The 25,459-nt window shown below is 44.0% G+C and carries 23 protein-coding genes; 14 read left to right on the top strand and 9 right to left on the bottom strand.

Annotated elements, in window-relative coordinates; translation table 11 throughout:
* Window positions 1–51: 51 nt before the first annotated feature.
* Window positions 52–417 (top strand): LIC13410 family lipoprotein, encoded by a 366-nt coding sequence (locus LEP1GSC047_RS18635; RefSeq protein WP_010416170.1) that lies wholly within the window; start codon window positions 52–54, stop codon window positions 415–417.
* Window positions 418–475: 58 nt separating this feature from the next.
* Here LEP1GSC047_RS18635 and LEP1GSC047_RS18640 read toward each other — a convergent pair whose 3' ends face one another.
* Window positions 476–1,261 (bottom strand): LIC13411 family adhesin, encoded by a 786-nt coding sequence (locus LEP1GSC047_RS18640; RefSeq protein ID WP_039935792.1) that lies wholly within the window; start codon window positions 1,259–1,261, stop codon window positions 476–478.
* 180 nt (window positions 1,262–1,441) lie between these two features.
* Between LEP1GSC047_RS18640 and LEP1GSC047_RS18645 the strand changes: the two genes are divergently transcribed.
* Entirely contained in the window at window positions 1,442–3,862 is a 2,421-nt protein-coding gene (locus LEP1GSC047_RS18645; protein ID WP_039935795.1) for a 1-acyl-sn-glycerol-3-phosphate acyltransferase, read from the top strand.
* Between the two features lies 1 nt (window position 3,863).
* Here the strand turns inward: LEP1GSC047_RS18645 and purT are convergent, their stop codons facing one another.
* Entirely contained in the window at window positions 3,864–5,027 is a 1,164-nt protein-coding gene (purT, locus tag LEP1GSC047_RS18650) for a formate-dependent phosphoribosylglycinamide formyltransferase (protein WP_010416162.1), read from the bottom strand.
* Window positions 5,028–5,119: 92 nt separating this feature from the next.
* On the bottom strand, window positions 5,120–6,163 hold the full coding sequence (locus LEP1GSC047_RS18655) for a FecR family protein (protein WP_020989154.1): 1,044 nt from the start codon (window positions 6,161–6,163) through the stop codon (window positions 5,120–5,122).
* Between the two features lie 232 nt (window positions 6,164–6,395).
* Here LEP1GSC047_RS18655 and LEP1GSC047_RS18660 point away from each other — a divergent pair, with 232 nt between their 5' ends.
* The gene (locus LEP1GSC047_RS18660) at window positions 6,396–7,157 is read left to right on the top strand and encodes a hypothetical protein (protein ID WP_020989081.1); all 762 of its coding nucleotides are present in this window, start codon (window positions 6,396–6,398) and stop codon (window positions 7,155–7,157) included.
* 24 nt (window positions 7,158–7,181) lie between these two features.
* On the opposite strand, the gene LEP1GSC047_RS18665 is transcribed toward LEP1GSC047_RS18660, so the two are convergent.
* Window positions 7,182–8,117 carry a glycosyl hydrolase family 18 protein gene (locus LEP1GSC047_RS18665; protein ID WP_010416157.1) on the bottom strand — a complete coding sequence of 312 codons (936 nt, stop codon included), beginning with the start codon at window positions 8,115–8,117 and terminating at the stop codon, window positions 7,182–7,184.
* A gap of 115 nt (window positions 8,118–8,232) precedes the next feature.
* Here LEP1GSC047_RS18665 and LEP1GSC047_RS18670 point away from each other — a divergent pair, with 115 nt between their 5' ends.
* From LEP1GSC047_RS18670 to LEP1GSC047_RS18695, 6 genes are all read left to right on the top strand, one after another.
* Window positions 8,233–9,129, top strand: coding sequence for a fructosamine kinase family protein (locus LEP1GSC047_RS18670; RefSeq protein ID WP_010416154.1), 897 nt, complete (start codon window positions 8,233–8,235; stop codon window positions 9,127–9,129).
* Window positions 9,130–9,199: 70 nt separating this feature from the next.
* Window positions 9,200–9,889 (top strand): TetR/AcrR family transcriptional regulator, encoded by a 690-nt coding sequence (locus tag LEP1GSC047_RS18675; protein WP_020989191.1) that lies wholly within the window; start codon window positions 9,200–9,202, stop codon window positions 9,887–9,889.
* Entirely contained in the window at window positions 9,886–10,548 is a 663-nt protein-coding gene (locus tag LEP1GSC047_RS18680; protein ID WP_010416149.1) for a rhomboid family intramembrane serine protease, read from the top strand. The genes LEP1GSC047_RS18675 and LEP1GSC047_RS18680 overlap by 4 nt, the downstream gene beginning before the upstream one ends.
* Window positions 10,549–12,078: an alcohol dehydrogenase catalytic domain-containing protein gene (locus LEP1GSC047_RS18685; protein ID WP_010416146.1), complete on the top strand. Its 1,530-nt coding sequence runs from the start codon at window positions 10,549–10,551 to the stop codon at window positions 12,076–12,078.
* Between the two features lie 37 nt (window positions 12,079–12,115).
* Window positions 12,116–12,583, top strand: coding sequence for an NUDIX hydrolase (locus LEP1GSC047_RS18690; protein ID WP_010416144.1), 468 nt, complete (start codon window positions 12,116–12,118; stop codon window positions 12,581–12,583).
* Window positions 12,580–13,626 carry a carbon-nitrogen hydrolase family protein gene (locus tag LEP1GSC047_RS18695; protein WP_010416142.1) on the top strand — a complete coding sequence of 349 codons (1,047 nt, stop codon included), beginning with the start codon at window positions 12,580–12,582 and terminating at the stop codon, window positions 13,624–13,626. The genes LEP1GSC047_RS18690 and LEP1GSC047_RS18695 overlap by 4 nt, the downstream gene beginning before the upstream one ends.
* Before the next feature lie 6 nt (window positions 13,627–13,632).
* On the opposite strand, the gene LEP1GSC047_RS18700 is transcribed toward LEP1GSC047_RS18695, so the two are convergent.
* Window positions 13,633–14,754 carry a hypothetical protein gene (locus LEP1GSC047_RS18700; protein WP_010416140.1) on the bottom strand — a complete coding sequence of 374 codons (1,122 nt, stop codon included), beginning with the start codon at window positions 14,752–14,754 and terminating at the stop codon, window positions 13,633–13,635.
* A gap of 5 nt (window positions 14,755–14,759) precedes the next feature.
* On the bottom strand, window positions 14,760–15,383 hold the full coding sequence (locus LEP1GSC047_RS18705) for a hypothetical protein (RefSeq protein WP_010416138.1): 624 nt from the start codon (window positions 15,381–15,383) through the stop codon (window positions 14,760–14,762).
* A gap of 40 nt (window positions 15,384–15,423) precedes the next feature.
* Between LEP1GSC047_RS18705 and prfA the strand changes: the two genes are divergently transcribed.
* Both prfA and LEP1GSC047_RS18715 read left to right on the top strand, forming a co-directional pair.
* Entirely contained in the window at window positions 15,424–16,488 is a 1,065-nt protein-coding gene (gene prfA / locus LEP1GSC047_RS18710) for a peptide chain release factor 1 (protein WP_010416134.1), read from the top strand.
* Window positions 16,489–16,547: 59 nt separating this feature from the next.
* Window positions 16,548–18,050 carry a PLP-dependent transferase gene (locus LEP1GSC047_RS18715; RefSeq protein ID WP_010416132.1) on the top strand — a complete coding sequence of 501 codons (1,503 nt, stop codon included), beginning with the start codon at window positions 16,548–16,550 and terminating at the stop codon, window positions 18,048–18,050.
* Between the two features lie 52 nt (window positions 18,051–18,102).
* Here LEP1GSC047_RS18715 and LEP1GSC047_RS18720 read toward each other — a convergent pair whose 3' ends face one another.
* Window positions 18,103–18,999 (bottom strand): hypothetical protein, encoded by an 897-nt coding sequence (locus LEP1GSC047_RS18720; protein ID WP_010416129.1) that lies wholly within the window; start codon window positions 18,997–18,999, stop codon window positions 18,103–18,105.
* Between the two features lie 268 nt (window positions 19,000–19,267).
* Here LEP1GSC047_RS18720 and LEP1GSC047_RS18725 point away from each other — a divergent pair, with 268 nt between their 5' ends.
* Complete coding sequence (locus tag LEP1GSC047_RS18725; RefSeq protein WP_238325616.1) at window positions 19,268–20,134, top strand: alpha/beta fold hydrolase; 867 nt, start codon at window positions 19,268–19,270, stop codon at window positions 20,132–20,134.
* Window positions 20,135–20,187: 53 nt separating this feature from the next.
* Here LEP1GSC047_RS18725 and LEP1GSC047_RS18730 read toward each other — a convergent pair whose 3' ends face one another.
* Both LEP1GSC047_RS18730 and LEP1GSC047_RS18735 read right to left on the bottom strand, forming a co-directional pair.
* The gene (locus LEP1GSC047_RS18730; RefSeq protein ID WP_020989032.1) at window positions 20,188–20,814 is read right to left on the bottom strand and encodes a TetR/AcrR family transcriptional regulator; all 627 of its coding nucleotides are present in this window, start codon (window positions 20,812–20,814) and stop codon (window positions 20,188–20,190) included.
* A 49-nt stretch (window positions 20,815–20,863) separates the two neighbouring features.
* Window positions 20,864–23,008: an MASE1 domain-containing protein gene (locus LEP1GSC047_RS18735; RefSeq protein WP_010416119.1), complete on the bottom strand. Its 2,145-nt coding sequence runs from the start codon at window positions 23,006–23,008 to the stop codon at window positions 20,864–20,866.
* Between the two features lie 149 nt (window positions 23,009–23,157).
* Between LEP1GSC047_RS18735 and LEP1GSC047_RS18740 the strand changes: the two genes are divergently transcribed.
* Window positions 23,158–24,900 (top strand): bifunctional chorismate-binding protein/class IV aminotransferase, encoded by a 1,743-nt coding sequence (locus LEP1GSC047_RS18740; RefSeq protein WP_238325617.1) that lies wholly within the window; start codon window positions 23,158–23,160, stop codon window positions 24,898–24,900.
* Window positions 24,897–25,433, top strand: a complete 537-nt coding sequence (gene thpR, locus LEP1GSC047_RS18745; RefSeq protein WP_010416114.1) for an RNA 2',3'-cyclic phosphodiesterase — start codon at window positions 24,897–24,899, stop codon at window positions 25,431–25,433. The genes LEP1GSC047_RS18740 and thpR overlap by 4 nt, the downstream gene beginning before the upstream one ends.
* Window positions 25,434–25,459: the final 26 nt, after the last annotated feature.

Genomic DNA, 25,459 nt, shown 5'->3' on the forward strand with positions numbered 1-25,459 from the left:
GAATTGATACGCTTTAAAGACTGCCTTGGAAAAGGCATAAAGGAGTGAAGAATGAAAAAAATTCTTTCCATGATCTTGTTTGTTTCAACGATTCTCTTTCTTGGAGCTTGCTCTTCCGAGGTGAAAAAAAGCGAACCGGCTTATCAACCTAATTCGGATCTTCGCACAGTAGAAGCTAGCATGATTAAAGAAGGCGATAAAAGGTTGAAGGCGGAAGCTTTGTTGGGTACGCCCACCGTTGAGCAAAATACGCAAGACGGATCCCTTTTGGAATGGTATCTAGAATCGACCACGTATCAAAAGAATTCGTACAAGACTTTAGCCGAAAAACCTTCAAGAATTAATGATGATACTAAGTTCATCAGAGTGATCGTCGATAAGAAAGGCGTTATTAAAAAATACGAATATAAACTTTAATTCGCGTTTTATAAGTTCTGTTTCACGAAAGGCCGCTACAGTTTGCGGCCTTCTTTTATCAAATATCATCTTCCAATATATCTAAACCCGTAAAGCCGATCAGAAAATCCAATAACTCAGCCACGTTAAATCCGATACGAATTCCGTACCGAGCTCCTATGTAAAGTTCCAATTGAAATAGAAATGCCTTCGGATAATCGTCCTTATTAACGGGATTTTCCGCTAAGAAGCTTTGAAGCGCTTCGTTCTTTTTATCCGGATCCAGATTTTCAATATACTTGCGAAAGAACGCCTCTTTCTTTTGTTTTCTCCTTTCTTCTACCGGAATGTTATAGAACTTTAGATATCGTATATCGAAGCTTTTTGCTTTTTGCCTTTCATCCAGAGCATCGATTTCCGAGTTCTGGCTATCGTTGCTCTCTTCTTCAGGGAGTTCCGGAAATAGTAATCCTGGATTAGCGTTACTTTCTTCGGGGGCCGCCGCTTTTACATCGGGAACTTTCGGAACAGGAACTGCGGCTTTACTCGCTTTGGGAAGAGCATGAAATTTGTCGCTTCCTAAGATTCCGAAGATGAGTTGTTGTGAACGATAGAATCCGATGCTGCCGCCTCGGATTCCGTATCCAGTCCCTAAATTCTTCTTTCCCGGCTCGGTTTCTCCTCCTTGAAAAACGAATCCGGCAGCTAAAGGACCGACTCTCACTCCGAGGCCATAACCCGGGTTTTCAACCCCGGCAGTGAATACGTCTTGAAGATCGTTCTTCCTTTGTGACCAGTATGTCGCACAATTGAAACAGAAACAGAAACTCAATAAAATCGGAAATAATCGGAAAGGAATTTTCATGAAATAAGGAGCGGAAAATGGTAAGGACGGATCTTCCAATCCAAGTAAGGCTTTCGAACAAAACTCAGGGTTAATTGCGGGAAGGCAACCTGAAAACTCGAAATTGATTTATTGGTTTTCTTCTCCGAATCTTAAATGAAACTATCCCGGAAGTTAGATATGTTATTACGGAAAAAAACGATGAGCGAGATAGAAAATCCCGAAATCCTTTATCCAAATGTGGTGGTATTCGGGGGAGGGCCGATGGGGGTTTTTCTAACGACCGTCGTTTCTGCAAAGGCGGATCGGGTCTTTTTGTGGTACGGAGATCGTAAAAAAGCGGAACGAGTACAAAAAGAAAGATCGGCGGAACTTTTGGATGATACCGTATCTCTCCCGGATAATGTTACCGTAGTTTATGATACCGATTTTTTATCGAGTGGATCTTGGGTTATCGTTTCGGCTGTCCCGTCTAGGTTAAAAGAAAACATAATCGACAATATTTGCGCCTCCATTTCTCCCGATGAAAATCACATAATTCTTTCCTTTACGAAAGGAATCGTTTCGAGTTCGACACGACGGAAAACCGGAAGTATTACATTTTCCGACTATTTACTTTATATAAAAGATAAACTGAATATTTATAATCTTGAATATGCGGCCGTAGCCGGACCTAATCTTCTCGCCGAAATGAGCAAAGACCAACATAGCTTTTTTTCGGTCGCTTCGACCGGAAAAAAAGCCTCCTTAGTCGTGGAAGAATTATTCTCCGGTTCTCACAATCATACCAAGACTTACGATGATATACGCGCTATTGAAATCATAGGTGTTTTAAAAAACCCTATCGCTATCGCTTGCGGTATTGCGAGTGGAATTCCCGAATGCGGGAGCAATTTTGAAGGCGAATTAATCCGACTCGGATTCTCCGAAATTTTGGATTTATTGAAGGCATTAGAGCTCTCCACGGAATCGGCCATGGAATTCGGACTCGCCGATCTGATTACGACTTCGACGTCCCGCTCCAGCAGAAACCGAGCGTACGGCCAGAGATTCGTGCGTAAGCTGATATCCGGGGAAGATGAACCGAATCTATTGGAACGTCTAGAGCTCTTTTTTAATCCGAAGGAATTCATTCAAAGAGAGGTGATTCAAAGCGAGTCTCACGTCGAGGGTGCGTATTCACTATCCACAATTCTCGACTTGGCGAACGAGAACGGAGTATCTCTGCCGTTATTCACGACTTTATTCGAAATTCTAACGAGAAAAGTTTCACCGACGCAAATCATTCGATTCGTATCGAAATCGACTAGTAACGAGATTCGGACGATCTCGAAATTTGCCGGCAAGCGTTCCGGTTTGTCTTTAGCTTCGGGTCAGGAGTTTCAATTCGCTCTCAGAAGAAGAGTTCTCAGACATATAAACTCTCAGCCCGGAATGGCCGATCGTATTTTAAAACAAGCCGGTCTACAAATAAAGGGACTTGAAAAAAGATACGGTGAGGCCATTGAAAATAAATCAGGTACCGATTTAGCGCAGCTTCCGAAAGAAATCCAACTTTGGAAAGAAGTCTCTAACGCTTACGAAACGAGAGGCGCCAGAGACCTAGAAAGGATCGTCGAATTTTACGTTTCGGAAATCGCAGACGATTATCGCCCATTTTTACGGGAGTCGCTTATACATTTGGTGGCTCCTGCTCGGTTTGCGATCGGAGGCTTTAAGCCCGGAGGAGGTCTTCCTAAGATCGGTGGCTGCGTGAAAGAGGTCAAATCACTTGCATCCAGATATGACATTCTTTATACGCCGACTCATAGATCTCATTTGGATTCAATCGAAGTTGCGTTCGGGCTTAGGTGGCTCGGATTACCTGTTCCTAGATATGCAGCGGATAAAAAGGTCATGGGTACACCCGGTCTGGCAAGAGTGTTAAAAGCGCTCGGCGCTTATATGGTGGATAGGAAGAGAAATCGAAACCTTCTTTATTTGGATTGTTTGACTCAATATTCTACGATGATGCTGGAGGCCGGAATTCCGACATTGGTCTATCCCGAAGGAACTCGTTCTCGAACCGGCGGGATCATCCCTATAAAAACGGGAATTCTTTCCACATCGGTAGAGGCATTTAAGCACACCGGTAGCGAGGTTCTAGTAGTTCCCATCGTATTATCTTACGAGAATGTTCCGGAAGATATCGAATTTACCGGAAAGGAGGAGCATCTTTCGTTTAAGGATTTTCTGTTTAAGAGGACCGAAGTGTTTATGGATTTATGCGAACCGATTCCCGTTTCGAAATATATTCACGAAGATGATCCGACTTTATCCATATCGCTGGAAATTACCCGTTCTTGGCAAGCGCATCATCGGATTCTGCCGAATCAACTAATCGCCAAATTAATTATGGAAGAGGGCGGCGAGATCGGGTTGAATGATTTAAGGTCGCTAATTTCCGAAACGATTCTGCTGCGCAAGGGAAATTATCTTACTAAGGATGCGGATGAAATTCTAAATCGCGGAATAAAAGTTTTGAAAGGCAGAGGCTTTATAAGCGTCGACCGGGACACCGTTGCGGCGAAGGATCGGGAACTTTTGGAATATTACGGAAATATGGTCCCCGATCCGACGTAATCTATTCCACTCTTATCTTGGAAGCGATTAAAGCCGCCCTTTTTCTGAGTGAAGATAGGGGTTCTTCCTTGTTTGAATAAGCCAAAGCGACTCCCATTCTCCTGTATTTTCTCGTTAACGGTTTACCGAAAATTCTAAAATCAGAGTCGGGCATTTCGGAGGCGATATCCAATCCACTCACGACCGGAACGTTGCCGTCCGTTTCCGAAAGAATGACGGCGCTTGCCCCTTTTCGAACCAAAGCGATTTCGGAAATCGGTAAACCGAGAATGGCCCTCAGATGCAACTCGAATTCGTTAAAGGTTTGTGTTCCTGCAAGAGTTACCATCCCGGTATCGTGCGGACGCGGAGAAAGTTCCGAGAAATAGACTTCGCTCCTTGTCAGAAAAAATTCCACACCCCAAATCCCGGAACCGCCCAATTCTTTTGTGACTTTAGCGGCCATCTCTTGGGCGGCTTTCAATTGTGAATCGGAAATTTCGGCGGGCTGCCAACTTTCTTGGTAATCGCCTCTTTCTTGACGATGGCCGATCGGCGGACAAAACAGGGTCTTTCCTGATTTTTGAGTTACCGTTAATAATGTTATCTCGGATTCGAAAGGAATAAATTCCTCAACGATGATCTCGGATGCACCTGCCCTACCTTTCGTTTGGGACGCTGTCCAGGCATTTTCTATTTCCTCGACGGAGTGTATGACCGATTGCCCTTTTCCGGAAGAAGACATCAGGGGTTTGACGACACAGGGGATTCCAAGATTCTGAACTGCTTGCTTTAGTTCGTTTAAGCTAGTAGCATAAGAGTATTTCGCAGTCCTTAAATTGAGGGATTTTGACGCTAAGTCTCGAATGGATTTTCGATTCATAGTAAAATTCGCAGCCTTAGCGCTCGGCACGACGTGATATCCTTTCGATTCATATTCGTACAGACGCTCCGTCCGAATCGCCTCGATTTCAGGAACGATAATATCGGGTTTGTGTTTTTCGACAATGCGATCCAGCGCCGTTCCGTCCAGCATATCGACGATCTCCTTTTCATGGGCCACTTGCATGGCTGGAGCTCCATCATAACTATCGACTGCGATTACGCGTTGCCCGATTCGTTGGGCTGCGATGACAAATTCTTTTCCTAGTTCGCCTGAACCGAGAAGGAGTATTTTCTTTTGCATAGGGTTTGTGGAAAGGATTTCCGGGGGGCGGCAAGTAAGGGAAGAAAAAAATCGGCCTGAATCATTCGGGCAGGCCGATCCGGTTCGATTTACTATTCGGAATTCTGAATCTTCCTCTTAGTCCTAATTTGGAAATTTTTATATTCCACGAAATCTATATCTTTTTTATCCAAGCGAAAAACTCCCTGCGTCGAATGGAGAATAAGAGTATCTCCGATTTGGGTGAGAATTGCCCCGTTCAATCGGGTTTTATCCGTTTTATGGATCGTCTCGAGAACGTTATAGAAATTATGAATTTCCGTTTCCGATTTTAGATTTTTTAAAGTCGCTTCGGATTCGATTTTGGAAAAAGCCGAGCTTAATTTTTTTTCATGGTCTTTGCGGATCGAATCGGTTAATGGCATCGAATCTTTTATGCCTTCGGAATTGAGGGCTTGATCGATGATCTCCCGGTCGACCGCGACTAAAGTATCCAGTTCCGCTTTTTCTTGAGGACTAGTTTCAATGGAATTTTTCGAGTAAGACTTCATATATTCCTGTTCATCGATTTCAAGAATCCCTCCCTGGTCCTTGTTCAATTCGATACGCGTTAATACAAGATGGGCTAAATCCTCAAACTTCGGCTTTACGGAAGCTTCTTCGTTTTCCGAAATCACGACTTCGTTTTCGGATAGGAACTGTTGGAATTTTTGAAGCAAAGGTTTTTGAGCGATCGCTTCCGCATTGATTTCTTCGCTCATCGGAAGTTTAAGAGTCATAGCAACTACACCTTCATAAACTTTGATTTTCGGGAGTTTCTCTTCTATGATTTCGAATGAAAATGCGGTTCCACGCACCGCAGCGATGGCTGTAGGCCCCGAAATTCTAAAGTTTTCATCGCTTCTTAATTTTTCAGTCCGAATCAAAATCCCTCCGGCACGAAGAACCAAGTTGGTGTCCCTTGACTTATTCGTTTGAAGTGAGTCCAACCTTACTTTGCTGAATGGCCGTATGCGAATGAGATGGCCCTCTCCGGTTTGAATATCGATCGATCCCGAATTTGTTATGATTTCGTCCTGAGGTCGAAGAACCGTGCCCGTTTGCAACGGTAATCGTTTCGTATCTCGAAAGACTTGAACAGGACCTGCCAGGAACACTGTTACTGCACCCCACTTTCGGTCTCGTCCCCCGATCCAGCTCTTTATTTTAGAACAAGATGTTAGAACGAATAACAAAAGCAAAATAATCGGGAAGATACGACTTCCAATATTCCAAGGTTTCATTGAATCAGGACCTTTTTCATGTAATCAATAACAACCCGCAAGAGTGTTCTTCTTAGTTTTTCTTGGAAAACGGAACCGAATAATAAAAAATTGCCGAAATCGATTTTTGCCGTCTAAAGAGGAAATGCACCGTTTATGCATAGTTTACGAGTTATTCCTTGTGCCGGTTTTACTTCTTTCCCCCATATTGAAAATTAGAGCCGATTCGACTCCTCCGCGAATCGTACGTTTTTCGGGAACCGCTTACGAATTGGAAAATGGTAAATTATTATATAAGGATATGCACGAGGAGTTTTGGGATAACGGGAAACATACTCGTTCCGTTGTCCAATACATAGACTCCGAAGGTAAGTTATTTGCAACTAAGAGAATTTCCTTCCTAAGGAATCGATCTTTACCGGATTTTAATTTAGAGGATTTTAGAGACGGCTATCTGGAAGGCGGCGAATTCGAATCGGGAACGAAAGTTCGATTATTTGCGAGACGCAAAAAGGGAGATCCTATTAAGGAAAAAGTTGTGGATGGCGGGGATTTATCCGCTCTCGACGGAGGTTTTGATTATTTTGTAGAGGATCATTGGAACGAACTCTTGGCAGGAAAGAGAATAACCTTTAGAATTTTTGTTCCGGTCGAGTTGGATACATTCCGATTCTATGTGGAAAAAACGAAAACCGGATCGTTTAAGGGAAGGCCGGCGCTTTTCTTACGCATGAGGATAGAAAGTTCTATATTATCCGTCTTCATCAAACCGATAGACTTGATTTACGATATCGAAAGTAAACGGATTATGGAGTATAAAGGGACTAGTAATATCAATAATGAAAAAGGAAAAAGTCATGCTGTTCGGATCGTATATGATTTCCGCTGAGAGTCGTAGTAATTCGATTTAAGGCTAGAATCCGAATCGCCAATAAGCGATTCCCGCGATTCCGGTTTCGCGACTTAGTTTAATCCAATCCGTCTCGTCCAAAATCAAACTCGACACTTCGAACTCGTTCTCCACTATATAAATGCCGTCTTCGTTCCGCCCTGACTTTGCCATTCTCACCGAATCCTTTTTTCGACTGATTACTTTCGGTTTTGATCTTCCTTTCTTCCAAGAATACCCGTAGAGAGGAAGGCCGAGCCAAATTTGATTTGGGTCGTACGTTTTTCTAAGCAACGCGATATTTTCTTTAGCCCAGGACAAACGAGTGACGGGACCCGGTTTTGTTCTAGGGGAATGAAAATCGTAAGCCATGAGAACGACTTCGTCGGCCAGGTTCGTATGAAAAACATCTTTGTGAAACTCCGCGAGATCGGCCGGAAAATGAATTTGAGGGAAAAGCGCCAGAGTCAGGAGCTTTCCTTTCTTTCGTAAACCAGGTCGGAGTTCCATTAGGAAATTCTTAAACTCGCCGGATAGGGAAGAGGGTAATCCTTCCACATCCAAATGGATTCCGGCGTACGTAGGATGCTCGGAGAGAAAATCAAGTAATGCCTTTTGCATCGCATGTTTCTTAGCTCCGACCCTGAGCAGCGAGGTACCCGTTTTCGATTTGAATGTAATTAAGGGTATCCAGCGGACCCCTTTGGAAAGCCCTAAAGCTAAGAGTTTATCGGGGGGACTATTATATCTTACCTTTGCGTCGCTTTGGATTACGGTACCTGTAAAACAAATAGTTACATTGGCTCGCAAATACGCCTGCCAATACGACAAATCTTTGGTTTCTAAATCTTCACCTAACACATAAATCCAGGTCGGCGAATGTTGTTCGGCAAATACGGGACATAGAAAAAAGGCCAAGAAGATAAAGATTGGAGTATAAAAGAGCGAAAAGCGAATCATTTCTTCGTCCCGTAATATTAAGGAAACCTATTTAGGATTTTTCTTCAATCCTGATTGTCCGTTCTCCGATTTTATAGGAAGGACCGGAACGACGGGATTGGGAAGGATGCGAACGATGGCTCTCATAAACACTGGAACCGAGGAATTAATCCGAGACGGATTAGAGAGACTCGGGCTTCTATCCCCGTCTAAAAAAGCAGAAGTTTCCTTTTATTCTTCTAGTCTCTTTGAGCTGTATTCGGTCAAGTTACAAGACGGTTCCAGGGTGGCCGTAAAAGTCATACCAAAAAAAGAAATGGCCGAAGCCGAAGCCGAAGGTCTTGAACAACTTTGCCGCTTAGGTGTTCGCGTTCCGGAATGCTTTGGAACGGTGAATTTGGGAAAGGTTTCCCTTCTTGCCATGGAATTTATCGAAACCGGCTCCTCGGCTCGGTTTCGAGACGATTTAATCGCGAGTCTTAAGAATTTATATCGCGGAGAATTCGGATCCTGGGGTTGGAAACGCGATAATTTTATAGGGTCCCTTCCCCAGCGGAACGGTTGGTTTTCCAGCTTCGAAGAATTTTTCTGGCAAGATCGTCTAAAACCTCAATTAGAATTAGCGCAAACTAGAAAGCTTCTCACCGAGAAAGATGTACTATCCATCGGAAAGGTGTTCGATAAATTTACGGAAGAATGGGGATTAAATCGGATTCAACCTAGAATGATTCACGGAGATTTATGGTCCGGTAACGTACTGCAGGGAAAAAACGGGTACGCGTACTTGATCGACCCTTCCGTTTCATATTCTCACCCGGAACAAGATTTGGCCATGTTGCAGTTGTTCGGTAGCCCTATCAATCTAGAGGATATGCAGGATATTCTTTCCACATGCGGATTAGATGATCCTATGCATCTGAAAGATAGAATTCAATTTTGGCAAATCTATCCTGTCTTAGTTCATGTTAATCTTTTCGGCGCATCTTATCTGACGAGTCTACGACATATTCTGCGGTACTACGGTACGATTTAATACTTTTCTTGAAGGATTCTTCCCGTCATAGTCTTTGGGAGGAAGCGATAGATTTTCGGAGAAGTTCCGTTTGACCAAATCATTAAAACCTGGGAAAACAGGGGAGCCTTCCTCTAAAGCAAAGCCGTCCGAGTTGGAACCGAGAAAGGCTCCCTCTCAAAAACGAGCCATCCAACGTGTGCAAAATATATTGGATGTCGTGGCCTCTCTCTTGGACGAGGTCGGCGCGGAAGCCATCACGACAAATCTGATTGCACAGAAAGCCGACATTCCCATCGGTTCCTTATACCAATATTTTCCGAATAAGCATGCGATTTTAAACGCTGTCGGTAAGCGACATCTTGAGCGAGTCAATGCCATGTTCATGGGTTTTCTTTCGGTTGAAGTGGATGAGACCGGCTGGCCGGAACTGATAGACAATGTAATCGACTCGTTCGCTAATCTATATTTAACCGAACCCGGATTCGTACCTCTATGGTCGAACATCAAGATGGATCCCGAGTTGGTCGAGATCGATCGGGAAAATAATCGCTATATTGCATCCAATGTTTCGAATTTATTTTCTCGGATCGTTCCCGGAATGAAGGAAAATCCGGAGGCAGAAATCATTTCCCGAATCATAGTCGAAGTAACCGATTCCGCTTTATCCCGTTGGCTGCGGGAAAAGGAAGATCCTGTTCTTGCGGATAGCATCCTTCGGGAATTAAAGGTCATGCTCAAAGCGTATTTGACTCATTATATCGAAGGAAGAACACTGTGAGAGCGTACCTCTTCGAATTTCCGCTTACCGCATTCTTTGTTTTGTTCATCACGATTTCTCAAATCATATTGAATGCTTTCGTTCCGAACGAAATGCTCGAAGCTTTTTTCATCAGTCGCCCCGGAGAATTCTATCCTTGGAAATGGATCGGAATGGCGTTTCTTCATGCGGATTTCACTCATTTGTTTTGGAATATGCTCTTTCTTTTTTTCTTGGGAAGAATCGTTGAATACAAAGTGGGGAAAGCAAAATGGCTTTTGTTTTTCTTTATGGGGGCCTTTATTTCCGGATTTTTGGATTCGTTGGTAAGAGGGTTGTTTCTGGACGATTCTAGTCCTGCCATCGGAGCTTCAGGCGCTGTTTCGGGATTAGCCGCCGTTGCGGCTCTGTTATCCCCGTTTTCGATGCGTATTCGAAAACGAAACTATCCGTTTCCGATCTTTGCCCTCGCTTGGCTGATGGTATATTCGGATATCACGAATTTGTTTGCAAGGGATCAGGTAGCTCACTGGGCCCATCTAGGGGGATTCTTATCAGTCGTATTCGCGGCTTATTTTTTGAATAATAAAGAAAGGCAGCAACTGCATACGGGGTTCATATTGAATCTAGTGTTCGTGATTTTGCTTCTGATACTCGGATTTCTCGTGGGAGGAAGATAGTTGGAAACCGTTCAATTTTCGGCATTTGACTACAATCGAGACGACACTTTTTCGTTATCCGAATATCGTTTGGAAGGAAGCGAGAATGGCGGTTGGAAGATATTCCGCAATCAAGACCTTTATCTTTCTCTCGGGAAAGGATACAAACTTCTTAAGACGAAACTTTGCGGGATATGTTCGACGGATTTAGACCGAAGATTTCTTCCATTCACTCTTCCGCAAATTATAGGTCACGAAGTATTAGCCACCGATCCGACGACGGGAAAGAAATTCGTATTAGAAATTAATGATACGGTAGCGGCAAGGGGAGAAGAGGAAGATTCGTTTTGCAAGCGGGGACTTCAGACTCACAGCCCCTCTCGCCTAGTATTAGGTATCGATCGACTTCCCGGAGGATTCGGGAAATTCCTGCTAGCTCCCGTGGGGACCTTAGTGGAAGTGGACACTCTAGAAGATAGGGAGGCGATCCTGCTGGAACCGTTTGCCGCCTCGCTGCATGGCGTGGAAGTTTCCTTAGCGAATTCATCCGATAAGCCCAAACGAATCGCCGTGCTCGGTCCGAGGCGATTGGGATCGTTGCTGTTGGCAGGACTCGAACTGTATAGACGGCGGAACAATCTAGATTATAAAATCGTTGCCGTTCTTCGCAGAAGGGAACTGAAAGACACCTCGTTCGGTGTTGGTGCGGACGAGGTGCTGGTCTTTCCCGAGCTGAGTATTTCGTCGAGAGGTTCGTTTAAAGGAGAACGTTATTACAAGGAATCTTCCGCAAGTGCGGAAGAAATCTCCTGGGATAATCTACTGCATACTTTCGATATCGTATTCGATACGACCGGGGCGATCGAAGGGCTAGAACTATCCATGGATTTGACTCATAAGGAGATCCATCGCAAGACTACGAACGGACAGGGCTCTCTCGGAATTTCAAATTTAACCGAACTCGTAGTGGATGAACTCTCTATTTTACCGTTACAAAAAGGGTTTCAGAATCTTTCTTGGGGAGTGAATTCCGCTCTCGAGACTTGGGTCTTTTTGGAAGCTGGAATTCGACTCTCTAACGAAGAGCAGGCCTGGATCGATATAGCTCGGGAAGAAGGAATCCGATTCTATTCTGGTTCGATTCAGGAAGGGGAATCTTTTTTGCAGTCCCAAGAATTTACGGGGGATCTTCGTCGATTTGATTTCGCAATTTTGAAATCGGCTTCATCGGTGGATCTGGCGATTAGGCCAGGCGCCAAGGAAGATCCTTCTTTGCTTAGACCGAGAGGTTTTATCCTGATTCCTGCCGAGTCGGGAATATCCGAATCCAATCCGTTTCTTCATTGGGTTATTCGCGGTGGAGTTTTACGGTCTAGCCGATGCGGGGATTTTCGCAGGACTCTTTCTTTTTTAGAGCAAGAGAAGGGTTTTTTGAAAAACGTTTCCGCTCATCTGCTCGGAGAGGAATTCTCCGCTTTGGACCTTCCCAAAGCGTACGAAGAGGCAAGAAAACCGACTAATATAAAAGTGATTGTCAGACACGACCCATAATGACCGATGATATGAGGTCCCCTTGGAGGGGAAATTTTTGAACAAGCACGGTTTTTTCCAAATTACGCAAAAGGTTTTTCTAAGAAGAGGATCGGAACTTCTCATTCTAAGAGACCGGAAATCAGGATACGGCGATTTACCCGGTGGACGAATGAATGAGGACGAGTTCTACGGGGATTGGCAGGAAAGCCTTTCCCGAGAACTGAGCGAAGAAATGGGAAACCGATGTGAGATTAAAGTTCATCCGAGACCGATCTTCGTACACAAGCATCGAGTCAGTGACGGTAATCATCCCTGCGTCATCATTGCCTACCATGCCGAATTTATGGGAGGGCAAATCGTTCTCTCCGACGAGCATGATTATATTTCTTGGGTCGACGTAAAAACGTATGATCCTAGAGGTTTGTTTTTCGAATATATGTTGGATGCGATTTTGTTGTATCAAAAGGAATATGCCCCTCTTTTACCCGACGGAAAATTAGAATTAGGAGGAAGTATCCTATGAATCCATTTTGGAGGAATGCAATCGCTTCCCTTTTCTTAATTCCGATTTTTCTCGGAATAGGCTGGCTCTTGTCGGGAAAGACTTTAGGAGAAGAAGATTTTATATCCGGTTTGCCTCAGAACGAGATAGGGTCTTATTCTTCGGGATTCAACCGAAAATCGGGAAACATTCTCTTACTCCAACTGGAATTTAAACCGGAATATTATTCCAAGGAAGATCGCTTACGGACCTGGCTGGAAAAACCCCTTATTATCGCAAAAGAAAACGGTTGGCTGGATAAATCGACGGTCGTCGTTTACCCTCCGGAAATAGGAAATTATTTATTTCTGATAGGACGGCGTTCGGAAGTGTTTCAGGCGGAGTCTGAAATCGGATCCTGGAAACGAACGATTTTCTTTACAAGAATTTCCTATGATGGATTGAGAAACGGCTTATTGTTCGAAGACGAGATCGCTCATTTTCTGGCTAAGATTTCGGCGGAAAGATACCGGCGGATTTTCGGCACTCTTTCGAAAACTTACGGCGTTACTATCGTTGCCGGTTCGATCATACTTCCTTCTCCGAAAATAGCTGAAGATCTTATTTCGATCGGTCCCGGAAATTGGGAAGAACGATCCTACCTTTTTACTCCGGATGGAAAGCTCTATAACGGCTCGTTAAAAAGAACGAAATTTAAGGACGGCTCGTTATCGTCTTATTTAAGTTCTCAATCCGATAGGATCGAATCCGAAGTTTGGACGATTCCGTTCCATTTTGCCAAGCTCGGATTTTTGTACGGAGAAGAATTCGGACCTCCCGAGATGGAAGATATCGTAAGGAAAACTTTCGTTACTCGGTGGATCGCCTTAGGGTCGCCTACCGAGGAAGGAAAATTTAGGGAATGGATTTCAAAATCGAATTTTGAAACAAGCGGCGAGATCTCATTCTTCGGTAAAGCTTGGGATCGACGATTACCGGGAACGAGTTTTATAAAAACCAGATATGGTATTCCCGAGCCTAAAGAAAGCGGGAAAGGAACGGTCCTTTTGAATATCTATCTTTAAAGAATTTCATTTATTTCGAACTTCTTCGTAAAGTTTCAAAAGCGTCCAGTCGTCCTCGGTAAATTCCAGGCCTGTTAGATAGAGTCCGCCTACTTCCGTCTCGCAAAGAATTTTTTCGGGATGAACGACCCATGTTCTTTCGCAAAGCAACGGCAATACTTGGCTTTTTCTTAAAGGACCCCAAAGATGCACCTTGCCGGAATAGTTGGATAGATATTCGTTCTTTGCGTTTAATTTCCAAGGATTCGATTCTTTTCGACTTACCGTGAAGAGCTTCGTAACACTCGGCTTTCCTTTACCGTACTGAAGTCTTCGTAAATGGAGCCGGCCGATCGTGCCGCCTAAATAAAATGCAGAATCACCGGGACCGTAATAAAGCAGCGGACTTATCACTTCTTGGTCGAGTTTATCCGCACTTCTCTTATCAGGTTGAAAATAGTAAAGCGTATAGGACCCGGCGTTTCCCGAAAACAGCAAAAAATCCTTTCCGATCGGATATAAAAAAAATCTGGATTTTAGATTCGGAAACGGCGGGGCTATTTTCTCCTTGCTCAAAACGAGTTTCGGAGTTCTCGGCTCCACGGTCCGTTCCTCATATAATTGATTATCTACGAAATAAAAAATTTTAGATCCGTCGTCCGAGATTCCGCCTCTATTGCGGCAGGAAATCTGGGCGCCGGATTCGTAAAACAGGGAATTGTCCATTAGAGAAATTGCAAATAATCTGCAGCCCGTCGCCATAGGATATTCCGAAAGTGCAAATTTTGCATTCAGTGAAACCGCCATCGAAGCCGGAATCTCATCCAGTTTTTTAGTTTCCGTTTTTCCTTCGGAGAGATCCTTTACGGTCAATTTATTATCTTCCACGTAGACCAACCGTTTTCGATCATGCGAAAGCTCCACGATACGGACGGATTCGGGCTTTTCGTCCGACAGGATTTCATCATCCGATTTAGGATGCAGGAGATAGCTCTTTAATAGCTCCGTCGCCTTCTCGTATTTTTCCTCTTCCACAAGTCCTTGAATTTCTTCGATCAGGCTTTCCTGCTTACTTTTGCAATTCGCGAGAATGAAAAGGAAAAAAAGAACAGGGATAAAAATTCTCCGCAATAAATCGGAATTGTTCATGCTGGTCAGGCTGTTTCCTCCGCCCAAGGTTCGTCGGAAGGAACCGAAATGATTTCTTTAGAAAATACTCTTTGTGCTCTATCCGCGATTTTTTGCGTTTCGCTGTAAGAGAGACCCCCCGAAACGGCGGAGCCTAGTAGGGGAAGCCAAAAATTTCTCCTTCTAACCTGCGTGGATTTTGAGTTACGCATGGCTGTAGCGACTCGAAAAATTCCTTGGCTGAGTAATTCCCATGTAGCAGGTCTAACTAGTATTCTCGCGCCGACTTCTTTTAGGAAATTCCTAAAAAAGGAAGTTTTATCTTTAAAGAGACAGTACGCCATTAGTTCGGAACTAACCTGCGATTCTTTCCCGTATAATGCGGCTATATCTTTCACAAGCTTACCTTGGATTCGGAGGACCAAAAAAATTTCCGGGGCCACCGTCACCGCTCCGATTCCGCCGGTCGGTAAAGAGAGAGCGGCGCTTGCTAGAGCGGTTTGGATTGACGACCTCCGCGTTAAGCTGTCGATAAAATCGGAGGGTTCGCCGATCGTCTTGGCGTATGGACTTCGATAGGAGTTTAACCCGGAAAGAAGGGAGAGGATTCGATCGGAAACCTCGGAAAGAAGTGAATTATAGTTTTCCATGGAAGAGAGTAGGGTACTAAGGCAATGGGAACCTGTTTCTATGTTAGATAGACTAGAAAAAATACAACAAAAATACCTTAAAATCTCGGATGAACTGACCACGGCCTCCAATCCGGAAGATTTAAAGCGACTTTATAAGGAACGGTCTCGTCTTACTCCTTTATTTGAAAAGATTTCAGAGTACCAAAAATTAATTCAAGATAGAAAAGACGCCGAGGAACTCCTCAAAACGGAAAAAGATGGGGAAATGCGTTCGATGTACGAAGAGGAGAAACGATCGGCCTCGGAACGAATCGAATCTCTCGAAAAAGAGCTGGAGATCATGTTGCTCTCTCCCGATCCGAATTCCGGCAAAAATATTTTGGTGGAAATCCGTGCGGGAACGGGTGGGGACGAGGCGGGACTTTTCGTTGCCGATCTGTATCGTATGTATACCAAATACGCCGATAAACAGGGAATCAAACACGAAATTATCGATTCTTCCCCGACCGGAATCGGCGGGTTAAAAGAAATCGTTTTTGCTTTAGAGAACGATCGTGCGTACGATCTTTTTAAATTCGAAGCGGGAACTCATCGAGTCCAACGTATTCCCGCGACCGAATCGGGCGGGAGAATCCATACGAGCGCTGTGACGGTCGCGGTTTTACCGGAAGCGGAGGAATCCGAAATTAATATCAACGAAAACGATTTACGAATCGACGTTTATCGTTCTTCGGGATCCGGAGGACAGCACGTAAATACAACGGACTCGGCGGTACGGATCACGCATATTCCGACCGGCATCGCTGTCGCTTGTCAGGACGAGAAATCGCAGCATAAGAATAAAGCCAAGGCGATGCGAATTTTAAGCGCTCGAATCTTAGAAAAGCAAGCCGAGGAAAAGAAAGCCGCCGCGGATGCATTGAAAAAGCAGATGGTGGGGACCGGGGACCGATCGGAGAGAATTCGGACGTACAACTTTCCGCAGGGACGTTGTACGGATCACCGCATCGGCTTTACTAGTCATAATCTTTCCGGTATAATGGAAGGCGACCTAGATGATTTAATCGGGGCTTTAACGGAAGAAGATAGAGCAAAGCGACTGGCGGAATCCCAAACTCAGTAAGGGAGTCGGTTTATTCAGTTGAAGGTTTCGGGCCTTGGGTTTGCGATGGTAGACGGATTATGTTAAGGGAAGTAGAAGAATCATTTCGAAGAATTTGCGGAGAAAGAATTCCGTTTTCCAACATTCATGCGGTATCGATGAGTCTTCCCCAGGTTCTCGATGTCGTTGGTTATGAAGAAAAGCGAGTCGAAACTCTTTCCCGTTTAAAGGCGGGTTATCCTCGGTTTATAGCCCACGCTTATGTCGAACGAATCCTGGATCATAATCGGGAAACAAAAGGAATCGAGGGCCCTCAATTCATCCTAAATTCCCGAAAAGTCGCCGACCATATTGTCAATCTTTTCAAGATAGAGAATGCCGTTATTTTCGAAGATGAAGGAATCATTACGTTAAAGATTCCTCCAGGGAAGGAAAAAGAGGGCGAAGTACTCTCTTTTATTCAGCATACCGGATGTCTTGTTTCTTCCCGAAAAGCGGAGGACTATCTCTTCAAAAAAGGACTCATCGATTCCGTCTTTCCGGAAGAAACTCGCACACAGGATGCCGAAAAACGGATTATCCGGGATCTCAAAAATTTATATCCCGGAAAGGATTTGGAAGTCTTTCTCACAAATTCCGGTATGAACGGAATTTATACATCCTTCAAGGTCCTGGACGAGATTCGAGCCTCGGAAGGGAAGGATCTTTGGCTTAGACTCGGTTGGTTATATGTGGATAATATTCGAATATTGGAAAAATATTCGCGGGGTTCCCATATTTTTCACGAAGTCGGAGATCTTACCGAGCTGGAAGAATTCCTAAAGAAAGAAGGAAATCGCGTCGCGGCGATTCTAACGGAGTCTCCGACGAATCCGCTAATACGGGTTCCCGATTATCCTAAGTTAAAGGAATTACTCGCTCAATACGGAATTCCTTTGGTCGCCGATATTTCCGTAGCTGGATCGGCGGTCGTCGATTTATCGCCTTTTGCCGACGTGATTGTCGAAAGCTTGACTAAGTTCGCATGCGGGCACGCGGACGTAATGATGGGAGCGATCTTTTTAAATCCTGCTTCGCCTTATTTTCGAAAATTGAAGGATCGATGTCCGGATTTCATCGAACAGCCTTATATTCGCGATATGCAACGTATGGCATTCGAGGTGGAAGGTTATCGGGAAAGAGTTGCCGCGATCGGTAAAAATGCGGCAATTCTTGCGGAGTTTTTCCAAAGGCATCCCAAAATCAAAGCCGTACACTGGAGCGGTTCCGATGAAAATCACGGAAATTTTTCTAAAATCGCCCGGGACAAAAATCTTCACTGCGGCGTGATCACTATAGAACCGGGGATTCCTTTAGAAGAATTTTATAATTCTCTGGAACTTTTAAAAGGGCCGAGTTTCGGTACTGAATTTACATTAAATATGCTTTATATGTATTTGGCGCACTATGAGCTCGTTTCCACAGAAGCCGGTCGAGGATTCTTGAAAGAAGTCGGACTGGATCCGAGTCTTGTGAGAATTTCGGTCGGTCGAGAAAACCCGGATCTTCTCATCGCCGAATACAAAAAAGCCCTAGGTGATTAAACTAGGGCCGATTTGAATTATTCTCGATTCAAAGAATCGCGAAAATAGCGGTTTAGACGGTCGAACGAGCGAACGTTTGCGTCGATTTCTCTTCCGATGGAATTTGGAGAACCTTCTTATACAAAAAGGGAAATATCCCGAACTTTCCGATCCCTAATAGATAGATCGCGATAGCGGAGGAAAGTCCACCGATCAGCCAACCTAGTTGGTGGATGAGTAGACTAGAAACAATCGCAAAACCGAGCGAACCCACAAAGACCGTAGCAAAGAAAGCCACGGTCGATCCTGTCGCCGAAGGCGATAAGACGATTGGAAGCTCCGTAGAAACGGAGGTTTCCCATCCTTCCCGCTCGATTTTTAACAAGGATACGATTAAAGTCGGGATTAGGATAATTCCCATAACATATAGAGTAATGGCAACGTCCGATAAAAGCCAATGTTGAGCGGTTAACCAGGTCCAATCATTCTGAAAAGCGTCCTTGGTCGGAGAGAAAAATCTCATATAGCCGGATCCGTCCCACCCATGAACGAGCAGGAAAAACATTCCAAAATAACCGAGAGGAATTTGAAGGTATGCCCAGAAAGTTTTTCTCGCTTTCAGGAGAGCCCAGACTACCCAAAAACCTAAGATTCCCTGCGAAATATTCGTTAAACCGAATAAAGCCACAAGCCAGCCGGGCATTCCCTTATCGCCCGCGTGCATGGTTTCCCAACTTGTGAACTGCCAAACAAGGTATAGGCCGGATGGCGCGAATAACAGCGATAAATATAGTAGGTTCGCTATGAAATACGTGTTCTTCCAAAAGGAAACCGGATTTCGCTTTTGGGAAATCGATGCCAGTGTTCCCGGAGTAGTTTCTCCTTCCTGTAATTTTCTGATTTGCCTAGCGGCAGCGATCGCATAACCGGCTCCTAATCCATACGACCAAAAAACGTCTACTTGAACCATTTCAATTGCCTCCTAAAGGAATGGGTAAAGAATGACATGTCATTCAGTTTTGTCAATGCGGAAATCGAAAATTTAGAGGTGCGGATTTGAAAAAGAGGAAATAAAAGTAAAATCGACTTTACCGACGTTTCTCAAAGGACTTATATGTAATCATTGGATGGGTTAACTTAGTTAATGAGGTAATCCTGTGAATCGAAAGAAAATATTTGAAATAAGGAAACTTCTCCTTACTTTTCTTTTGCTACTTGGTTCGTGTCGATTTTTGGGTGTGGGCTCCATTCCCTTGGATGAATTGAAGTCTAAGTATGCGAATTCCGAATCGAAGTTTATCAAAATCGACGATCTTAACATCCACTATAGGGATGTGGGAAACGGCCCGGTTATCGTTTTGTTGCATGGAGTTTGTTCATCTCTCCATACTTGGGACGCATGGAATGAGAAGCTAAAGCACAAATATCGCGTCGTAAGACTCGATTTACCCGGACACGGATTGACCGGGCCGAGTTCGGATATCAACAAACTAGATCTTGTGGAAGCCGTTCAGATCCTAAATAAGTTTCTGAAGGCTTTAAAGATAGATAAGTTTTATTTGGTCGGTAATTCTATGGGCGGTTATATTTCCTGGAATTACGCCCTTCAATTTCCCGAAAAAGTGCAGAAACTAGTCTTAATCGATGCTGCAGGATATGCGCAACCTTTACCTCCTATGATTGCGTTCGGAAGTCATCCATTAGTAAGTCCTTTCGCAAAGCATATTCTACCTAAATTTCTGATAGAATCGAGTGTGGAGCAGGTATACGGAGATAAGAGTAAGGTCACTCCGGAAATTAAAGACAGATATTCGGACTTGTCTATGAGGGAAGGAAATCGCAAGGCATATAATTACTTTTTCGTACTTGCTCGAGAAAGATTTACGAATCCGAAATTGTCGGTGGGAATTAATCGAATCAAACGACCTACCATGGTAATGTGGGGGACGAAAGACGAATGGCTTACTTTTGAATACTTCGGAAATTGGAAGCTGGATTTACCTGGAGCAAGATTCCAAATATATGAAGGAGCAGGGCATATTCCTATGGAGGAAATTCCGGATAGGACTGTAAAGGATTTTGAGGACTTTATCGCCTCTAAATAAGAAACTGCCAGAACTGTGAAGAAGTACCGGACGAAAAGACATTCGTTCGGTACTTAATTTTTTTTCATTCCTTCCAGCATAAGTTTAGGCATTTCTTCCATCCAACGCCTTGCGAATTTGGGATCCTTACCTGACGAGACGCTGATCCGAATACCTTCGAACATCATCGCATTAATCGCTTGTGATGCGATCCTTGTATCCAGATCTTTTCGGAGAAATTCTTTGCTGACTCCGTTCTTCAAATAAAGTTCGGTCAGTTTTGCGCTTTTATCGATTCCGAGCCTGACCTTTCTTTGAATAGCTTCATCCAAGCCCATGGCATCGAAAAAAACGATTTTTCCTAGTCTAGGATCGTTACCGAAAAGCAGAAAAAATTTCTCGCCTATATTTAGAATCTGCCGCCGATATTCCTCCAGGGTGTTGGATTTTTCCGGGCTTTCGTTTCGGACCACTTCGATCATTCCGAATAAAATTCTATCCACGATTGCATGGAGAATATCGAGTTTATTTTTGAAATATCTATAACAAGTTCCGTGGCCGATATTCAATTTTCCGGCTATGTCGGCAATTCCCGCTTCGTGATATCCTTTTTCGGAAAATACCTCTAAGGCTGCTTCTAATATTTGTTCCCTTCGTGCTTCCGCACGATTTGCAATCGGACTGGGGGACTTTGCTTTCATAGCAATCCTTACTCGTACGAAAGCGGGAGGGGTGCAAGGACTTTTCTCCTTAAGGAATTGCAAACCGAATTCTGAAACTCGTTCCTTTACCCGCAGAACTCGAAAAGTCTAACTTTCCCTTTAGCTGACGCGTTAAAACTTGTACTAGCGTTAATCCGAAAGAAGGACTCTCGAACGGGTCTAGGTCGCTCGGTAAGCCTAATCCATTATCCGAAACTTCCAGAATTCCGAAATCCTTTTCTTTTCGGATTCGTACCGTGACCATTCTTTCCCGCGACTCGGGCCGGAATCCGGAAGGGAAAGCGTATTTAAAGCAATTCGTGAGGAGTTCGTTTAACACTAGTCCGAGCGGGATCGCGACGCTCACCTCCAAGTTCAAGCGTTCCATCTCCATTTTTAAGGATACTTCGGGTTCGATCTTATATGCCGCACGAATTTTTCCCGATAAACGCTCTGCATACCCGGAAAATTCTATATCACCTAAATCCTTGGATTGGTATAACTCGTCATGAATCAGCGCCATCGTTTGAATTCTATGCTGACTTTCCGCAAAAGCCGCATGAATTTTCGGGTCGTTGACGTATTCGGCCTGTAGGCTGAATAGACTTGAAATCGCTTGTAAGTTATTTTTTACCCTATGATGAATTTCCTTTAGCATTACGTCTTTCTCGCGCAATGAGGCCTTTAATTGTCGTTCGGCTTCTTTCTTTCCGGTGATTTCTTCGGCCGTCACGATTACGGACGAAAAAGTTTTTTCGAATTCCGGAGGAAGAGACCAACGCAAAGTCGCCTCGAATTTAGTTCCATCGCAGGAAATCAAAAACGTGTCGTATTCGAAAATTCTGGATCCTTGTCGTATGCAGTATAAAAGTTTAATGAATTCCCTGGACTCTTCTATATTATAGATGCTTCTCGAGGCGGAGAACGCTTCCTGCTTGGATTTGGCACGAAACATTTTTACCGATTCGCGATTGGCGTCGATAACTTGGATGGATCGAGAGCATTCGCTTACAAAGGACGAGTTCCTGGAAAGAAATCGATAGAATTCCAGTCTTCCCATGATCGGAAGGGAATCTAAAAGCGCTTTCACTTGACTGTAATCGCATTCGAAAATTGCGATAGGTACGTTTTCGAAAAGGCCTTTATATCTGGCTTCGGTTTTTCCCAACGAGACGTTGGATTTACTCAATTCCTGTGTTCGATCGTTGATTAATTTTTCCAGTTCTGCATGAGAAAGAATTAGCTGCCGTTCGGCTTCTCTTCGCTCCCGAACTACCGATAAGACCAATAAAGACGTAATGGAAAGAGCGGATAAAAAGCTTTGCAATAAGAGTAAGGACACTTCCCTAGAGGAAGCTAAAAATTGGGAAGAGCCGTGAAACGCGCCAAAAATCGCCAGGCCCGAAATTAAAGTGAGTGATAGGGAGGATTCGCGAATTCCGAACTGAAGCGAGGACCAGACGACCATCGCGACAAGCAAGTAGGAAATCGGAAAATCGACTTCCAACGTGTAAATACGAAAGACGTTAAAGATCACGGCCGCGAATAAAAGCAATAGGAGTATAACCGGAAAAGTTTCCTTTAATGCGGTTTTTTTAACGTAAGATCGATCCGGTCTCAGCCAGGAGAGGAAGAACGGAAAATATAAGAAAACACCTAACGAATCTCCTAACCACCAAAAGACCCAAGTCGAAGGAATCGCCATTGCGGGTACGATTCCTAATAAATAGAGCCCGGCGTTTGCAACCGATGCACTGACCGTGCAGACTAGAGTTTCAAACCATAAAAAGCGAATTACGAAGGACGTCTTTTGTGTTAGGTCGATATTGGGTATAAATTTATGATAGAGAATTGAGCCGAGTAGGGCTTGCGTACCGCTCCCACACCCTATAATTATGGCTCCCCAAAACTGGGGTGCAAAAGGCGTGGACAAAATAATATCGGATTTGATCGAGATATTATAGAAAAAAGATCCGAGCATTACGCCGAATGCCGCCTTTCGTCCGAATAGTATCAATGCGGCAAGTGCCCAACCGGAAGCCGGCCAGACGGGGGATGCATATCCCGAATATGCGGCCGTATAAAAACCTATATGAGCGAGAAGGAAGTATACGAAGGCGGTGAGTAAGATTTTTGCTATCGATGAAAAGATCTTACTTTTTTTGCGGGACGTGAAAGGTTGCAGAAAAATCATTTCGCTGTATTTACCGGACTTCTTTCTAAAAAAGGAAATTTAACCGTCTTACTATGAATTGGCGCGATCGTAATCATTTCCAACCTTTTGTATTTCTTGGGAAAGGCTTTTCTCCGGAAGAAAAACCTATTATAATTTTTCCGAGAGAAGTGCTTACTACTAATCGACGAAGTCAAGTACGTAAAATCCTCCGAGAAATCGATTTAAAGGTCTTACGCGGATTCCAAGCCGTCGGCTGGCTCTCGTACGAAGCCTCGTCCGTTTTCTTACACAACGATCGATACGTGGAGAAAGACCTGCATTTCGGTTCCCCGCTCGCGTGGTTCGGAATCTTCGACGAATATCAGACCTTGGAAGAGGAGGATTTGGTCGAATGGATGACTTCTTTTAATAAGGATGGTTACTTTCTAAACTACGAATCTTCCTTAGATTTTGAAGAATTTGAAAATTCAGTTCTGAAGATAAAACAATTCCTTCAAAAGGGTGACGCATATCAAATTAATTACACGTTTCCCTTGAACCTTACTCAATCGGGTTCTCTAGGGAAGCTCTTCTTCGATCTTCGGAAAGCACAACTTGTTCCTTACGAAGCTTGGTTTAGCATCGGAAAATCCGAGGTAAGCAATACTAAACATGATATCTTGTCTTTATCTCCCGAGCTTTTCTGGAGTCGGAAAGGGCGGGAAATTCGTACTTTTCCGATGAAGGGCACGAGACCAAGAGGAGGGACAAAGGAAGAGGACCTTCGTTTGAGAAAAGAGCTGGCTGATTCTCCTAAAGATAGGGCCGAAAATTTAATGATCACGGATTTGCTCCGGAATGACCTGGGAAGAATCTCCGAATTCGGTTCGGTAAACGTTCCTAGACTTTTTTCGATCGAAGAATATTCCACCGTTTTCCAAATGATAAGCGAAGTGCATTCGATTTTACGAAAGGAAATAGGTTTTTCGGAAATTTTCGAAGCTCTTTTTCCCGGCGGTTCCATTACCGGAGCTCCTAAATTAAAAGCGACTGAAATCATTTCCGCTCTGGAAGGCGAGAGGGGTATTTATACGGGCGCCATTGCCCTTCTTTCACCGAACGGCGAAACGGTTTCTATTCCGATCCGTACTCTGGAGTTTGTAGAACGAACTTCGGGAATAAGAGACGGTCGGTTGGGCATAGGAGCCGGAATTACGATCGATTCCGAACCGCACGAAGAATGGAAGGAATGTTGGGCCAAAGCAAGATTTATGACGGAATCCTTAAATTCTATCGGTGGAAATTTTTCGATTTTTACTTCGATGATCGCAAAGAGGGGAACCGTTTATTTTTCGCAAGATCATAAGGAAAGGATGATTGTATCCGCACGAGAATTGGGGTTTCCGTTTTCAGAAGAGATTTGGAACGAGTCCATCACGGAAATTAGAAAGAAAAGCGAATCGGAAAATAAAAAAAACTTTCGGATTCGAATGATCTTAGACGCCAAGGGTGGACTCTCTTCGGAACTAGAACCGTTTGGAGAAAATAAAAAAGAAGGACCGATCCTAATTTCCGGTAGAGCTTTGGAAGTCGAACCCTTGAGTAAGCATAAAACGACGGTTCGAGAAATTTTCCAAAAGGAGAATCGTAAGGCAGTCGAAGCGGGATATCTGGACGTGATTTTTTTAAACGATAAAAAGATTCTCTTAGAGGGGGCGATACATTCCATTTTTTTAAAAATCCACGGAAAATGGTTCACGCCATCTTTGAAATCCGGCATTCTCCCGGGTGTTTATAGAAAGAAATTATTAAGTAAATTGAAAGTCACCGAAACGGATCTTTTGCCGGAAGATTTTGATCGAGCGGATCAGGTTATCTTAACGAATGCCGTTAGAGGAATACGAAGAGTGACGAGGATAGATCGGGAATGAGGATTTTTTTGGGTATTTCCCTTCCCGATCGGACGCGGGAAGTCCTAGCCGGAATCTGCTACGGGTTGGAGGGGGCACGTTGGGTTTCTCCCGAAAATTTTCATGTTACCCTCGTTTTTTTAGGTGAGATTTCTTCCGATAAGGTCGAACAAGTGCACGAAATTTGTGCGAGTACCATCGTAAAACCTTTCTCAATAAGTCTCCATGGACTAGGTTGGTTTAGGCAAAAATCCCCGTCGATACTGTATGCGGGAGTCGATCGATCTTTAGAACTACAAGGGTTGCAAAAATCATTGGAATCGGGATGCAGACGCTACGGATTTTCCGTTGAAAAGAGGGAATATATACCGCACGTAACGATCGGAAGATTGAGGGACGTAGCCCAAGATAAAGTTATGATTTATTTGAACGAATTTGAAAGTATAGATTTTCCAGCTTTCGAAGTGAGCGAGTTTCACGTTTATTCGAGTCGAAGCGGTAGCGAAGGGCCCATCTATCGAATTGAGGATTCTTTCTCGCTGGGAGAATCCTGAGTCATGGAATTTCCTAGAGAAGATTC

Source organism: Leptospira inadai serovar Lyme str. 10 (assembly GCF_000243675.2).
In the GTDB taxonomy this organism is placed as follows: domain Bacteria; phylum Spirochaetota; class Leptospiria; order Leptospirales; family Leptospiraceae; genus Leptospira_B; species Leptospira_B inadai.